This is a genomic window from Oligosphaera ethanolica, from assembly GCF_030814695.1.
In the GTDB taxonomy this organism is placed as follows: domain Bacteria; phylum Verrucomicrobiota; class Lentisphaeria; order Oligosphaerales; family Oligosphaeraceae; genus Oligosphaera; species Oligosphaera ethanolica.
On record NZ_JAUSVL010000001.1, the window covers coordinates 1850006 to 1865187 of the forward strand.

A 15182-nucleotide genomic window follows, 5' to 3' on the forward strand; every position below is an offset into this window, starting at 1 on the left:
CTTTGTCTGCTCCTTCCTCTCATATTGCTCCCCGGCCCGTTCATGGTACAATTTCACCGACCAGCAGGATGTTCCCCGCGTACCAATGCTGCGCCGACAAAGGCGAGGCCGCCAGCGCCTCGGCCGTCAACTCACGGTACTTCGGGCTCATCTGCAGCACCGCCAGCTTGTCTGCAATGGGCTCGGGGGCGACAAACATCTTCACGCTGTGCACCTTGTCTTCCAGGCCCATGGCCACATTGATGGTGCCCAGTATGTAGCAGTCCGACCAATAACCGCGACTGATCTGCGTCACGGTCTGCAGCGGCCCATCATCCACCGAGTAGCTCACTTGGCCGCAGTCTGGCCCAACCAGGCCGTAGATGCGCATTTCCGTGCCCTTAAAGCGTAGCTCCAGCGTGGCGCCCGGACCCGCCGCCTGCCACAACTCCGGCAGCCGCAGGGCGACATTCTTCGCCGGCAGCTCGCTGGCGCTGTCCTGCCGCCGCCACGAGCCCGTCAGTTTTGCGGCCGACAGCGGCAGCGTCCGCGCATTCTCAAGATTGTCCGCGCGATACGGCGCCGCTAGCGCGTGGGGCTTTTGCGCCGGCGCCACCGCTGCCCGGAAAGCGGCGAAGCCGCGCTTGATGGCCTCCGTGTAGAGCGGGTGACCAGTGTCCGCGTAGGGATGGACATTGTCATTGGTGAAATGCCAGACGCCGTCGTCCTGCAACGCCTTGCGGCGCACGGCCTCGGGCTCGGCCGATTTGAAGATGAGCTTGCCCTCGGCGGCCCGCCGGGCCACGTCGTAGCCCAGGTGGATGCTGGGAATGCCATAGTAATCGGCGATGTCTTCCATGCAGCTGGCGGCGTGAGGATAGACGCCCTTGGCGAAATCGGCGACCATGCCGCCCGTAAGGGTGTACACGAAACAAATGTCGGTTTCCGGGCTAGCCTGCCAGACTTTGCGCACCACGCCTTCCATGCCGCGATGGATCTCCTTGGCGCTGGTACCACCATCATTCACCGCGAACTCCACAAAAAGCAGGTCAGGTTTGTGCCTCAGCACATCATAATCCAGGCGATACACGCCTAGCCCCACGTTCGTGCCGCTGATGGCGCCATTGATCTCAGTGATCTCCGCCGCCGGGTAGGACTCCCGAAACCACGCGAGCGTCTGCACCCGCCACCCCCCGGCCGCTGTGATGCTGCCGCCAAAATAAGCCACCCGCAACGGCGCCATGCCGCCCTCGGCCTGGCGATAAAAATTCGGCAGTCCTCCACGCACCGTGTATTCCACCGCTGGGCGCCGCGTCGCCGGCTCTTCCGCGGCCTCCGCCGCCACCGCACAACCCGCCAATAGTGCCGCCGCCATCATGCCTACCTGCCTGATCATAGTACCCGCTTTCATCGTAACGCATTTTTGCCGTTCGTGGCAAGCCCCCCGGCCACCCTGTCGGTCGCTACTGTAACGCCGGTGAACTCAGCCTGCAATGGCTGTTCACCACGGCAGAATCAGTCTAACACAAATTCAATCAATTATCAACATTTCCCAACCCCGCCCAGTGATCGAAACGCGACGCCGACGGCAAGGTCTTTTGCGCCTGGGCATTGGTGCGGAGCACCGGTGGTCTGCCTCATGGCACTGCGCGTGCGGCGGCGCTGTTCAGCGCGGTGCGAGGACGCCGTTGCTGTCGTCGCAGAGAACATCGGCGTTCAGGTGGTCGAGGACGATGACGCCGTGGAGGGTGCCGGCAAAGGCCGAGTCGTGCCAAGTCCAGACGAGTTTGCCGTCCTGGTCGAACTGCAGGAGCTGCGGGCCCTTCTGGCTGTCCTCCGGCCGATGCCCGGTCCAGTTGCACACCACCACGGTCCCGTCCGGCAGGATCTGCATGCCGGCGAAAAACTGGGTATTGACGCCGCGCGCCTTGTCGTCCGCACTCGCGGCGAAGCGCCTCAGTTCCTTGCCATCGGCGGCGAATTCGATGACCGCCGAGCCGTAGCCACTGGCGACCACGGTGCTGCCGCCGGGCAGACGCAGCGCTTGATAGACATGGCGGCCGCCGGGAATGACGATTTCGCGGCGGATGACGCCGCTCATGTCGGCCTCAACGATCGTGTTGTCGGGCCCGCCAAAGAGCAGCGTGTCATCGCGGGTGACGCGCATCAGCCGTAGGCTCTTGCGACCGCTGAAGAGCGCCTGGCGCAGCAGTTCGTCATTGGCGCCGAGTTCATAAATGACGGTATTGCCCTGCTGGATGCAGCCGATGAGGGTGCGCCCCTCGGGGGTGCGGCGGACGGACATCGTGCCCGCGTAGTCCGGTTTGCTGAAGGTCTTGACACAACTGCGCGTCGCCAGGTCGTATTCGTAGTAGCCGTTGCTGCCACTCAGTAGTACCCGCTGCTTGCCGATCAGCTGAATATCCCGGCATTTCACCGGCAGCGACAGCGCCCACGACTTACTCGCGTCAGCAGTATCAACATAAATCAGCTGGCCGCGGGATTCATCGACCCCGAGAAAGCGCTGCGGCGCCGCAGTCAACGCCGTGCAGCAGGCGATGACAAGCATCAGGATGAGCGTCAATGTGTTTTTCATGGTGGGTCCTTCCGGGCTTTGTGTGTGGAGAGATACTACGGCGGGATCGCTCACGGCGCAAGAGGAAACGTGGGTAGCAAAGGAAACGCGCGAAACGCCGTGCTTCTTGGCGCCTCGCGCGTGAGGGCGACGGCAGATGCCTGGATATGCTCAGACCATGGCCAGGAAAGTCCGGCAGACGTCTGCAATGCTGCTATTGGTGCGGACAGGAATGACCTCGCTCTGGAAGCACTTTATGCGCGGCGCCTGCTTGAGCAGCGCCATGCAGTGCTGCCAGTCGATGGTGCCGCGGCCGGGAAGCAAGTGCTGGTCGTTTTGGCCGTCATTGTCATGCAGATGGCAGGTGGTGATCTCTGGCAGGAGCTTCTCGAGAATCTGGTCGTCGTAAGGCACGGCGCCGAAGCGTTTCCAGCCGTTGATGGCGGCGCTGACCTCGAAATGGCGATCGACTGCCATCAGGTTGGCGTGGCCGGCATCGAAGCAAATGCCCAGGTGCTCCGAACGAAAATGAGCAATGATGTCCAGCAGCTTCTCGGGCGTGCTGGTGGGAAACCAGATGTTCTCGATGGCGATGGTCACGCCCAGACGCGCCGCCAGCGGCAGCAGTTCCTCCAGCGAACGAATGATCGCCGCGTGAAGATCGTCGAGGCTGTACGCCGCAAAGGTCTCCGGCGTATTGCCCACATGCACGGCAATGCTGTCAACGCCGAAATCCGCCGTGATGCGCAGCGCCAGCTTCAGCCGCTCAAGCATGATCGGCCGCTGCTCGGCAATAGGCACATTGAGGTCTTCGTTGACGCCGAAAGGCGCGTGTGCATCCACAAAGCGGGTGCCGGTGTTCTTCAGGTCGTCACGGAGTTTTTTGGCGAAGCCCGGGCTCTTCATGATCTCGCTGATGAGCGTGTCCGTCAATACCAGATTCGTCACGCCGTTGACGGCGAACTCCTGCATGACATACGGGCGAGTCTTGTCATTCGTGTGCTCAAAATCAAAAAGACAGGTCAGGGGGGCGGTGTGCATGATCGACTTCCAGGGGTTGGGGATGAAATTGTGGCTGAACCAGGACGACCTTGCAATATAGAACCCCAATCAGCCACGGCAACACCCGCCACACACACACACAAAGCAAAGGACGTAATGCCTCACCCATTGATACTGGCGGTTCCAAGGAACGCCAGGGACCGTGCGGACTAATTGGCGCGGCGCACTGGGGCGAGGACTCACGGACTCATGAGGCATGATCCCATGGATTGGACCGTGGGGATTGACTCCCGACGCCTTGGACTGATTAGGGACTGATTCGACTCCTGGGAGCGCCGCCGTCCCGGCGGCATTTGAGCGCTGAAAGCGCGAAGCATACCAGCCCAGGGCAAGCGACGCCGAAGGCGGAGCGCCGCCCTGGGTGGAGCGCCATTTTTGCTCGTGTTCCTCGGCCTCTTTGGCCCCAGTCGGCGCAGCTGACTGGGGCCAAAGAGGCAATGGAACTCATTGATTGCTGCGGCAATTTTGCGCTGCGACCCATCGTCGCAGGTCTTTTAGGTCGCCCTTTCAGGGCTCTTTTCGGGTGGGACTTTTACCCAGGGCAACGCGCCCTGCGGGCGCTTGCCCTGGGCTATCTTAGGCCGCGCCTTCGGCGCTGAAAACAAAGGCCGCAAGAATATGGCCGGTATCAATGGGTGAGGGATTACCAAAGGACCGCCAAGCAAACCAAGAAACCAGATCAGACCGATCAGACCGCAGGAAAAACCCCAGCTCAGAACAGCGCCTTGCCGTCGTCTTTGGGCTTGTTGGCGCTGGCGCTGGCGTCGTTGGCGGCGGGCACGTCAGCCGCAGTATTGCCGCGGTCGATCTTCCACGGCTTGCGCTTGCGGAATTTCGTGGCGAATTTGTGGGTGAGGCGGCCAGCTTCCTCCAAGTGCACGTAGCATTCGCGCATGCAGCCACGGGCGCCTTCGAGGGCGGATTGATGGCGCATGTAGAGGGGGATGATCTGGCTGTCGGGGAAATCCGCCAGCGTCTGACCGTCCTTGAGGAAGGGATTGTACTCGTTGTTGCCGCCGCGATAGGCATTGCCGCATTTATGCAGGTCGATCTTGGCGTATTCGCAGACATGACCGGCAATGGTGATGTGGTCGCTTTCGGTCTTGGAGATGGCGTTGCCAGTGCAGGCCTGGGCGCAACGCAGGCAGCGGTCACAGATCTTGCCGGTGAAGATCGGGTCGGGTTCCAGCTCGTAGTCCGTCAACATGGCGGCGAAGCGCTGCATGGGGCCGAATTCCGGGGTGAGGAACACCTTGCTCCAGCCGTATTCGCCGAGGCCGGCAGCAAAGGCTGCTACGCGCATGTCGATCATGATGTCGGGCTCAGGGAGGCCTTCACGCACAGGTATGCTGCGATTGAACGGCTTGTCCCAGCTCATATTTGGGCGCAGGTAGATGTTCGGCAGCGGCACGGCCTCGTAGCCGTGGTCCTCAACGTAACAGCACATGCGACGGATTACGGCCGGCGCGAAGACTTCGTTGATGCCAGCATAGCCCATGGACGTGTAAGCCGAGAAGTAAGTGCCCTCCTCAATACCGCGAAAGTAGCCGCGGGGAATACGGAAGGCCATGACAATACAGCTCTTGGCTTCCGGGAAGATATAACGCGGATCCTGCCGTTTTGGTGCGCCTGCAAAGCGGTCCATGGAGGCAATGCCTACCAGATCCGCCCCGTATTCACGGGCCATTTTCTTTACGTCCTTCGCAGTCAGCATGATGTCAATCCTTCTCCTTGGTGGTGTTCTTCCTGGCATGGGCACGGCGCCGTGACGCCGGCAATGCAGTGGGTGAAGCGCCGGCTGCCGGCGTGGCCGCGCCGCGCACGGTGGCGCCGACATGCAGCGTCGGCGCCAACAGGGTAAGCGCCGGCGCCGAAGCGCCAGCGCGGAGGCTATCCAGCAGCCGCACGATAGCCTGCGCGACACCGTTGGTGGCATGGCCGACCGCCGTGATCGGCGGCTGATGAACCAAGCATTCATGCGAACTGGCCAGCGCTATGAAGCCAAAGTCGTCGGGAATGCGCCGCGTCGGCGAAAAAGAGCTGTAAAATAGCTCGATCATGCCGTCGCCAGCCACAAACAGCGCGTCAATGTCCTGCCGCAAAAAGTCGTCAATCTTCCCGAGGTAATCGCGGATAAAGGCCAGCGAGGACGCCCCGACCATGTGCAGCTTCGGTGCGTCATAGCCCGGCAGAACCCGCGCCAGCTCGCCACAAAAGCCCTCTTCGCGGTGCTCGAAGGCGAAATAGCCGTCTTTGCGCCGCAGAATGGCCGGCCGCTGATAGCCCGCCGCCAGCAGCGTCTGCGCGGCAAGACGGCCGGCGGCCCGATTGTCCAACGCGACCACATAGGGCAGCAGCCCGACGTGATTCTCCTGGACACCAATGACCTTGCCGCGCTTGGCCGCGTAAGCGCCCAGACGCCGTCCAGCCGCATCGGCGCTGCCGCTGTAGATGATCGCATCAGCGCGGTCGAGGACGTCCTCACTCACCTCGCCCAGTGCGAGCTCACAGTCGTAGCCGGCGCGACCAGCCAACTCCTTGAACACGAACCACAGGCGGTTCCACGCCGGCAGCTGAATACAACTCCGCCCCTGCGAGATAAACAGCACCCGGCCCTTGCCCGCAGCAGGCGACGAACCCGCAATAACCCGCCCCTGAGCACAGGACGACGCCAACAGCCCCTCGTTCTCCAACTCCGCTAACGCAATCCGCAAGGTCACCCGACTCGTCCCAATCTGTTCGCATAACGCCCGCTCCGACGGCAGAAATACCTGCCCCGCCGAACGTAATTCTGCGACCAACACCCGCATACGCTGCAAAACCGCGTCACGACGACAATTTTCCCGGCGATCCGCCATGATCTATCCCATCGGCAAAATGAGTTGAATTGTGGTGAAAACCCTATAAGTATACCACTGGTATTTTCATTGTCAACCCCCTACCGCCATTGGCCCGGCACCACCCAGTCCCAAAGAATCAGCCGTTGCCATTAAGACCACTTCACGCTGCTTGCTGGGAAAAAACGATTTGGGCGCTAAGGTAGCGTGTCGCCTTCCTCCTGCTGCACCTTAAGTTTGGTTAAGTTCTTAATGTTTGTGCGCACAGTTGAGGCGACTTTTTCGTTTCTGGATTGTATCGCGGGTTTTGGACTGGATTGGCGGTCGGCTTCCACGCTCATGCCGTGTCGAACTCAAGTCGCCATTCCCCTACGTCGATCTGACTCAAGGGTCTGGTCGTGATCGATCTTTTGAATTTGCACATCAAGTTTTTGATGGTGCCGTACCATGTCATCATCCGTTCGCGGATTGTATGCTTGACGCGATCCGGATTCTGGTGCTGCTGGAGACGGCGAAACAGGTTGCTGTGCAGCATGAGTTCCAAGATGATGTTGGCGATTTGCACGATGTGGTAATAGTTGGTTCCCGCGTGTCCCACTGTGCCGAACGCTTGTTCCAGTCCAAGTCCGTGACATTTCTGAACCTTGAATGCTTCTTCGATTTGCCAGCGCGTCCGACATACGTCGTCGAGCAGGTTGGTTGCCCTCCTTTTGTGAATGAAGATGCTGGTTGCGTAGACGAATTTATCCGTCTTGCCCTCGCTGCCTGTCTTGGTCATGGCCAGGACGTTGAGGCTGACCTTGGTTTTTCCGAATGTGTGTTGCACGTGGTTGGTCCAGGTGACCACGCGTTGCTTGCCATCGGCCGGGTCATCCTCTTTGACCCGGTTTCTGTGGTCGGCAGCCATTTTTTGTTCTGCTTTGGCAAGGAACGCGGATGTATTGTCCTTGACCGTCACCGATAGTTCCATGTGGTTTTTCCTGGTCAGATTAACGATGTCCTCGCACAGATAAAGCCCATCCATCAGGATAATCATGGGAAGTCTGGGATACTTGTCCCTCAGTCGGACCAGGAGCCTTTTGGCCGCTACCAGTTCGCTGTCTTGCTTGTTGTACTCGCCCCCCTCGGGATTCTCAATGGGTTCGGTCATCAACGGGATTCTTACCCCGCCTGGACAGACCATATGGGCCTCCAGCGCTGTCAACATGTGCTCAACCGTTCCATCTGAACGCGTTTTGTGGGTGGAGTGCGGCAGTTCCCGGGACGACGTGTGATAATGGACGCCGTCGATAGCGACGAGAAAATGCTTTTTCCCGGTGAGCGTTTCATCCGTGCGCATGCCGTCAAGGACTTTATTCCGGATAAGCCGGCCAAGCATCTTGTTGCGCATGCCGGCCAGTTCTTTCGGGGGAAGACCTTCCATGGAGTACTTCAAGGTGTCCGAATGGGGAAACCTCTCCATCTTGCCGCCAGTCAAGGTGTTCAGGTTGTCCAGGAAAGCCTGTTCGTCCTGCTCGTTGTCCGTGTCGCGATTGGCCGTGTTGCCCATCAGGCGTGACAGAACGCACAACATGACAATGACGTAAAGCGGGTAGGTAATGCGATCCTCTCGCCTGAAATCATTGATGTCGTCGACGTACCGGTTCAGCTGCGGAAAATAGGCGTCTATGACTCGGATGAGGTCGCCGTGGTTGATGCCAGGCTCGCGTTCCTGCGCTTTGCGGCCCGGGCGCGCGGAACATGAAGGCGTACCACCTTTTCCGCCAGCACGTCTATTTCCTTGAGCAGTTTCTTTACTCGCTTGTATTCGCTTGTCCATGCCTCAACCTCGTCGGCGATGCCGACTGGTATGTAGATGGCCTTGGTCTTGCCGGCGACCTTGCTGGTCACCGCACATGCGGGATGCGCTTCGCCACCCTTGGCGCAGGCGCAGGCGGGGTTTCCGCATACGCGTCGCTTGCGCACGAAGGTGCCCGACATGAACAGCCCGGCCTTTCCCAAAGCCTTGATTTTTGCATGCATCTGCGCCTTGAGGGTCTCGATGGATTCAGGCATTTCCATGGCCACATCTCCCTGATCAATAAAAACACGGATAAAACAAGCCGTATATATACGGCTCAGGTAATTTACGCCGTCAATAGCTGATTTCAAGGTGTTGCGCAAAAAAACCACCGAAAAAACACAAGAAAATTTAAAGATCGTATAATTACGGCTCAGATATTTTTTACAAAAAGACAAAAAAAGGCCTTTGCGAACTAATCGTCGCAAAGGCCTGGAGGATTCACGCACGATCCATGCGCGAACTATTTCTCATTCTTTGTTACTGGGCACCACCGGGTGTTGCCTCCGCAACAAAGAGCCGCCGGGACGGCGGCGCTCCCAGGTTCGATGCCGCCGGGACGGCGGCGCTCCCAGGTTCGATGCCGCCGGGACGGCGGCGCTCCCAGGAGTCCAACCGGTCCCCAATCAGTCCCCAGCGTCCAAAGCGTCAATCCCCACGGTCCAACTCGTCCCCACGGTCCAATCCATGAGATCATGCCTCATGAGTCAGTGAGTCCTCGCCCCAGCGCGCAGCCGCCGCCAAGAGCCGCCGGGACGGCGGCGCTCCCAGGAGTCCAACCGGTCCCCAATCAGTCCAATGCGTCCAAAGCGTCAATCCCCACGGTCCAACTCGTCCCCACGGTCCAATCCATGGGATCATGCCTCATGAGTCAGTGAGTCCTCGCCCCAGCGCGCAGCCGCCGCCAAGTGCCGCCGGGACGGCGGCGCTCCCAGGTTCAATGCCGCCGGGACGGCGGCGCTCCCAGGAGTCCAAAAAGTCCCCAATCAGTATCACGCCGTGGTTTGTTTCGCGCTATGCGTAGACTACAGTGAAAGTCATGTTTCACGGGCGTATTTATACACGTTCCATGCTTCAAAAATGGAGGACTTAGTGATGACTTGTCGCGTTTTTCTTGGTCTGCTTGCCCTGACTGCCGCCTATGCGTGGTCGCAGTCGCCCAATCTGGTACCCAACGGCGACTTTTCATTGCGGCCGCGTGATCCGCGCACGGCGGTGGGCTGGGAGCCCCAGGCGGCGGCGGGAACGGTAGTCATAGAAGTGGATCGCGACATTGACTTCAGAGGCTCGCCGGCTCTGCGCATCCGTTCGGGAGCCGATGGCGAAAAGAAGTGGCATTGGTCATCGCGGACGGTGCCGGGCTTGCGGGCGGGCACGCCCTACACTCTCAGCGCCTATGTGCGCACCGAGGGCCTGGGCGACGGATCGATGGCCTACATTTCGCTGAATTGTTATCGTGGCGCCGGCGCATCGAATCGCCTGCAGACCAACGACAGCCCCACCAAACTCAGCGGCACGACGGACTGGACGCGCATTGTCATGACCATTCCCGAGCTGGCCAAGGGCAGCTCGGAGGTGCGCGTCCACCTCTGTCTTTACGGCACGGGCACCGCTTGGTTCACCCAGGTTCAGGTTGAAGAAGGCCGCGACGCGACGCCTTTCCAGCCCGCCGACGCCGACCGCCGCGACGGCCATCAATCCGATGCACAACAGGCGCTGGCCCGCGAATGGCTAGCGGCCCTGCCCGCCAGCGCGCAACGCATCGCCGTGCTCGATCTGGGGCCGCTCGACCACCTCGGCCCCGGCCGCGCGCCGGCGGCAGTGCCCACACTAACCAAGGCGCTCGCCGCCAGCGGCTACCAGGCCGTCGCCATCCTGGCCGCACAGCTCATCAACGACCACTATTTCAACAGCGACAACTTCGAGCTGCTGGTCGTCCCCAGCGGCGATGTCTTCCCCGCCAACGCGCACACGGCGCTGACGCAATTCCTACAGGACGGCGGCCTGCTGCTGACCATGGGCGGCTACGCCTGCGACCGCCCCGTCAACCAAGACCGCGATGGCCGCTGGCGCGACCAGCGGGACATCCCACGCGACGGCCTGCGGCCGGACCAGCCCGTCGCCATCGGCGACGCCGGCCGCTGGCGCCCGTCCACCAACCGCAAAGACCGCCCGACGTTAATCAACGCCATCGCTGGCCCCGATGGCAGCGACGGCATTGAGATCGCCACGCCGGAATTGTCCGGCTGGGACACCGGCCTGTTCCGTTTTGCCGACGAGCTGCCGGCAGCATGGTCCGTCCTGAGCTTCTGGGTCAAAGGCGGCCCCGAAACCAGCCGCGCATGGTTCGAGCTCACCGAAGAGGACGGCTCGCGCTGGCACTACGCCGTCGAGCTGACACCCGAATGGCGCGAAGTCGTCATCACCATGGAGCAACTCACCTATTGGCATGACAACCCCAGCATCGGCCGCGGCGGTGATGGCGACTTCATCAATCCGCGCGCCGTGCAGCAGCTGTCCTTCGGCGTCGCCCTGGACATCGTCAAGACCGGCATGGCGCACCAGGCGGCCATCGCGGGACTGAAGGCGGGCGTCGATCCGCGCTGGCAGGAGCGCCTGGCCGTCTGGCCGCAGATCAACACCCGGCGCGCCCGCATTCGCGACGCCATGTGGCCCAAGGCGACCCAGATTGGCGCCTTCGACCCGTCCTTCCCCTTACGCGACGTCGCCCGCACGGCATCGGCGCCGGAAGCCGCCGGGATATTCCCGCAGTTGACCCTGCCGGGCGCGGTCGGCGGCTGGTCGGCGGTGGCGATGCTCGGCCTCAACGGCCATGGCTTCGGCCCGAACCACGCGCGCTGGCTGCCCCTGCTGGAATGCTACGACGGCGCTGGCAGTTCCCGCGGCCACGCCGCAGCTGTCATCAGGCATTTCGGCGGCGTGTTCTCCGGCTCATCGTGGGCGATCTTTGGCGTCAACGACCGCGATCTTTTCAGTGCGGACAGCCCCGTGCTGAATACATTGCTGCCGCCGCTGCTGGCGCAGCTCCTGCGCCGTTACTTCCTCCACGACACCACTACGGGCTACGCCTGCTATCGTCACGGCGAAACCGCCGAATTCAAAACCACGCTGAGCAACTACGGCGACAAGGACATCAGCACCGTGGTCCGTTTCACGCTCAAAGACGAAGCCAGCGCCGTCCTGGCCACTTGGGACCAGCCGACGACAGTGGGGCCCATGGCCAGCCAGACGCTAACCCAGGCCTGGCCCGTGCCCGCCGACGCCCCCGACTACATCGACTTCAGCGCCGAACTCTGGGAAGACGGCCGCTGCCTCGACCGCGAAGAAGGCGCGGTGGTCATTTGGACCCCCGCCGTCATCGCCTGCGGCCCCAAGCTGGCCAAGGACGGCCTGATGCTCAGCATCGACGGCCAGGCGCGCTTCACCATGGGCTGCCAAAACTACTGGGGCCAGCACAACTCCGTCACCGCGCGCTCGCCGCGCGCTTTCAATCGCGATTTCAAACAGATGCGCGAACACCATCTGCGCTGGTCGCGCTGCTTCCTGCCCATCAAGAACGAGAGCGACGCCCGCGTCAGCGACGCGATTGTCCAGCTGGCGCAGAAGCACGGCATCGTCCTCTACCACACGCCAAACCTCAGCAACACCCTCGAAGAATGGTCGCTCGCCCAGCAACGCCAGAGCGCCAGCGACATCGGTCGGCGTTACCGGGACGTGCCCGGACTGGCACTGGACATCTGCAACGAACCCAGCATGAAATTCGCCGCACCGGGTTTTGAGCAGGCCCTCGGCCACGCTCCCAAGCCCGATGGCCACTGGGCAGACCCGCAGGTGCACAACACCTGGCGCCTGGTCAGCGACGCCCAACGGCGCTGGGCCCAGAACAGCCGCGACGCCATCAGGGCCGAAAAGCCCGCGTTGCCCGTGTCGATCGGCTGGAGCCAAGGCTGGTCCGGGGGCGTTGCCGCCAAAGACCCGCTGCTGGCTTCGCTTGACCTCGATTTCACCGACCGGCACTACTACGGCACGCCTGCGGCCTTCGCCGGCCATGTCAAAGACGTCGATTTGCGGGTGCTGGGCAAGCCCCTCATCGTCGGCGAATGCGGCGCCAAGAACCACCCGACCTTCAAGGAGCAGGACCCCTGGCGCAACGGCGATGACGACGAGAGCTACAGCCGGCGTTTCCTCTACCTGGTCCACCACGCTTTCGGTTTCGGCGCCACGGCGCTGCTGTCCTGGCATTGGCGCGATCCCATGGAAGGCATCTTCCCCTGCGGGCTCATCCATCAGACCGGCACGCCGCGACCAACCGCCGCTCTCTACAGCGACATGGCCCGCGTCTTCGGCTTGCTCGAACTGGTCGACAACCCGCCCGACGTCGTGCTGCTACTGCCGGACTACCTCCGCCACACGCCCAAACGCGGTACCCTCACTGAGGCCGCGCATAATGTCACCGACGCCCTTCTCTGGCACGGCGCCAATCTGTCGCTTCTCCCCGATTCGCTGGCAAGCGAGCTGCCCGCCAGCGTGAAGCTGGTGATCTATCCCCTGCCCTACGTGGTCAGCGACGATACGCTGCAGGCCCTCACGGCATTCGTCCAGCGTGGCGGCGTGCTCTGGCTCTCCGGCGACATGTCGCGCGACAGCGCTAATCCCGGTGGCGACCCCATCCCCGCGCGCCTGGAGGCGCTCTGCGGCGTGCGCCCCACCGCGCTGCTGGCAGCCGAACCCATGGTCGCCGGCCCCGACACGCTGCCGCCGGTCGCCGCCGGCCCCCTCGCCGGCCAGCAGTTCCGGCCTGCCATGGCCCTGGAGCTAACCACGGCGCTGCCCTGGTTCAGCGCCGGCGACACGCCAGTGGTCGTGCAGAATCGCCTAGGCGCCGGGACGGTCGCCTTCACCGCCGATCCGCTGGAAATCAGCAGCCTCAATCGCCACGCCATGCGCGTCATCTACGGCAAACTGCTCAAACAGGCCGGCGCCCAGACGACCCGCCACGCCGATACGCCCGACGACCTCACCACCTTCCGCGTCCCCGGCCGCAATGGCACCGCTTGGGTCTTCTGGAACAACGGCCTGGACAGCATCAACGCCGTCCACAACGACATCACCCTCCCCGTCGCCGCCGGCTACGGCGCCTGCCTCATCATCGGTCACGACGACCGCATCATCGCCCTCGAAGCACATGGCGATGTCCGCCGCGGCAACAAGGTCGTCGCCAAACTCAATGGCCACGGCTTCGTCGTCATCGAGAAATGATCCGACGGATCTTCTGTCTATTATCGCGGACGGATCGGACGGATCGGACGGATCGGACGGATCAGACGGATCGTTGACTTGATCGGTCCGATCGGTCCGATCGGTCTGATCGGTCTGATCACAGTAACAAAGAATGAGAAATAGTTCGCGCATGGATCGTGCGTGAATCCTCCAGGCCTTTGCGACGATTAGTTCGCAAAGGCCTTTTTTTGTCTTTTTGTAAAAAATATCTGAGCCGTAATTATACGATCTTTAAATTTTCTTGTGTTTTTTCGGTGGTTTTTTTGCGCAACACCTTGAAATCAGCTATTGACGGCGTAAATTACCTGAGCCGTATATATACGGCTTGTTTTATCCGTGTTTTTATTGATCAGGGAGATGTGGCCATGGAAATGCCTGAATCCATCGAGACCCTCAAGGCGCAGATGCATGCAAAAATCAAGGCTTTGGGAAAGGCCGGGCTGTTCATGTCGGGCACCTTCGTGCGCAAGCGACGCGTATGCGGAAACCCCGCCTGCGCCTGCGCCAAGGGTGGCGAAGCGCATCCCGCATGTGCGGTGACCAGCAAGGTCGCCGGCAAGACCAAGGCCATCTACATACCAGTCGGCATCGCCGACGAGGTTGAGGCATGGACAAGCGAATACAAGCGAGTAAAGAAACTGCTCAAGGAAATAGACGTGCTGGCGGAAAAGGTGGTACGCCTTCATGTTCCGCGCGCCCGGGCCGCAAAGCGCAGGAACGCGAGCCTGGCATCAACCACGGCGACCTCATCCGAGTCATAGACGCCTATTTTCCGCAGCTGAACCGGTACGTCGACGACATCAATGATTTCAGGCGAGAGGATCGCATTACCTACCCGCTTTACGTCATTGTCATGTTGTGCGTTCTGTCACGCCTGATGGGCAACACGGCCAATCGCGACACGGACAACGAGCAGGACGAACAGGCTTTCCTGGACAACCTGAACACCTTGACTGGCGGCAAGATGGAGAGGTTTCCCCATTCGGACACCTTGAAGTACTCCATGGAAGGTCTTCCCCCGAAAGAACTGGCCGGCATGCGCAACAAGATGCTTGGCCGGCTTATCCGGAATAAAGTCCTTGACGGCATGCGCACGGATGAAACGCTCACCGGGAAAAAGCATTTTCTCGTCGCTATCGACGGCGTCCATTATCACACGTCGTCCCGGGAACTGCCGCACTCCACCCACAAAACGCGTTCAGATGGAACGGTTGAGCACATGTTGACAGCGCTGGAGGCCCATATGGTCTGTCCAGGCGGGGTAAGAATCCCGTTGATGACCGAACCCATTGAGAATCCCGAGGGGGGCGAGTACAACAAGCAAGACAGCGAACTGGTAGCGGCCAAAAGGCTCCTGGTCCGACTGAGGGACAAGTATCCCAGACTTCCCATGATTATCCTGATGGATGGGCTTTATCTGTGCGAGGACATCGTTAATCTGACCAGGAAAAACCACATGGAACTATCGGTGACGGTCAAGGACAATACATCCGCGTTCCTTGCCAAAGCAGAACAAAAAATGGCTGCCGACCACAGAAACCGGGTCAAAGAGGATGACCCGGCCGATGGCAAGCAACGCGTGGTCACC

General features: G+C 61.1%; 8 protein-coding genes. 2 read left to right on the forward strand and 6 right to left on the reverse strand.

The features are described 5' to 3' along the window. Positions 1 to 40: 40 nt before the first annotated feature. From J3R75_RS06270 to J3R75_RS06295, 6 genes are all read right to left on the reverse strand, one after another. Positions 41 to 1375 (reverse strand): SGNH/GDSL hydrolase family protein, encoded by a 1335-nt coding sequence (locus tag J3R75_RS06270; RefSeq protein WP_307260543.1) that lies wholly within the window; start codon positions 1373 to 1375, stop codon positions 41 to 43. 270 nt (positions 1376 to 1645) lie between these two features. Continuing rightward, a complete protein-coding gene (locus J3R75_RS06275) occupies positions 1646 to 2575 on the reverse strand; it encodes a hypothetical protein (RefSeq protein WP_307260545.1) in 930 nt (309 codons plus the stop codon). 150 nt (positions 2576 to 2725) lie between these two features. After that, the gene (locus J3R75_RS06280) at positions 2726 to 3595 is read right to left on the reverse strand and encodes a sugar phosphate isomerase/epimerase family protein (RefSeq protein WP_307260547.1); all 870 of its coding nucleotides are present in this window, start codon (positions 3593 to 3595) and stop codon (positions 2726 to 2728) included. Between the two features lie 733 nt (positions 3596 to 4328). After that, positions 4329 to 5330: a hypothetical protein gene (locus tag J3R75_RS06285; RefSeq protein WP_307260548.1), complete on the reverse strand. Its 1002-nt coding sequence runs from the start codon at positions 5328 to 5330 to the stop codon at positions 4329 to 4331. 4 nt (positions 5331 to 5334) lie between these two features. Then, positions 5335 to 6474, reverse strand: a complete 1140-nt coding sequence (locus J3R75_RS06290) for a GntR family transcriptional regulator (protein ID WP_307260550.1) — start codon at positions 6472 to 6474, stop codon at positions 5335 to 5337. Between the two features lie 1644 nt (positions 6475 to 8118). After that, a complete protein-coding gene (locus J3R75_RS06295) occupies positions 8119 to 8691 on the reverse strand; it encodes a DUF6788 family protein (RefSeq protein ID WP_307260552.1) in 573 nt (190 codons plus the stop codon). Positions 8692 to 9388: 697 nt separating this feature from the next. On the opposite strand from J3R75_RS06295, the gene J3R75_RS06300 reads away from it, so the two are divergent. Both J3R75_RS06300 and J3R75_RS06305 read left to right on the forward strand, forming a co-directional pair. Further along, on the forward strand, positions 9389 to 13573 hold the full coding sequence (locus J3R75_RS06300; RefSeq protein ID WP_307260554.1) for a carbohydrate binding domain-containing protein: 4185 nt from the start codon (positions 9389 to 9391) through the stop codon (positions 13571 to 13573). A 209-nt stretch (positions 13574 to 13782) separates the two neighbouring features. Next, positions 13783 to 14355: a DUF6788 family protein gene (locus tag J3R75_RS06305; protein WP_307260552.1), complete on the forward strand. Its 573-nt coding sequence runs from the start codon at positions 13783 to 13785 to the stop codon at positions 14353 to 14355. Positions 14356 to 15182 lie beyond the last annotated feature (827 nt).

What these genes read in the sequence shown, in the direction of transcription:
- J3R75_RS06280 (WP_307260547.1), bottom strand. Translation starts at nt 3,595, where the DNA reads ATGCACACCGCCCCCCTGACCTGTCTTTTTGATTTTGAGCACACGAAT.
- J3R75_RS06285 (WP_307260548.1), bottom strand. Translation starts at nt 5,330, where the DNA reads ATGCTGACTGCGAAGGACGTAAAGAAAATGGCCCGTGAATACGGGGCG.
- J3R75_RS06270 (WP_307260543.1), bottom strand. Translation starts at nt 1,375, where the DNA reads ATGATCAGGCAGGTAGGCATGATGGCGGCGGCACTATTGGCGGGTTGT.
- J3R75_RS06290 (WP_307260550.1), bottom strand. Translation starts at nt 6,474, where the DNA reads ATGGCGGATCGCCGGGAAAATTGTCGTCGTGACGCGGTTTTGCAGCGT.
- J3R75_RS06300 (WP_307260554.1), top strand. Translation starts at nt 9,389, where the DNA reads ATGACTTGTCGCGTTTTTCTTGGTCTGCTTGCCCTGACTGCCGCCTAT.
- J3R75_RS06275 (WP_307260545.1), bottom strand. Translation starts at nt 2,575, where the DNA reads ATGAAAAACACATTGACGCTCATCCTGATGCTTGTCATCGCCTGCTGC.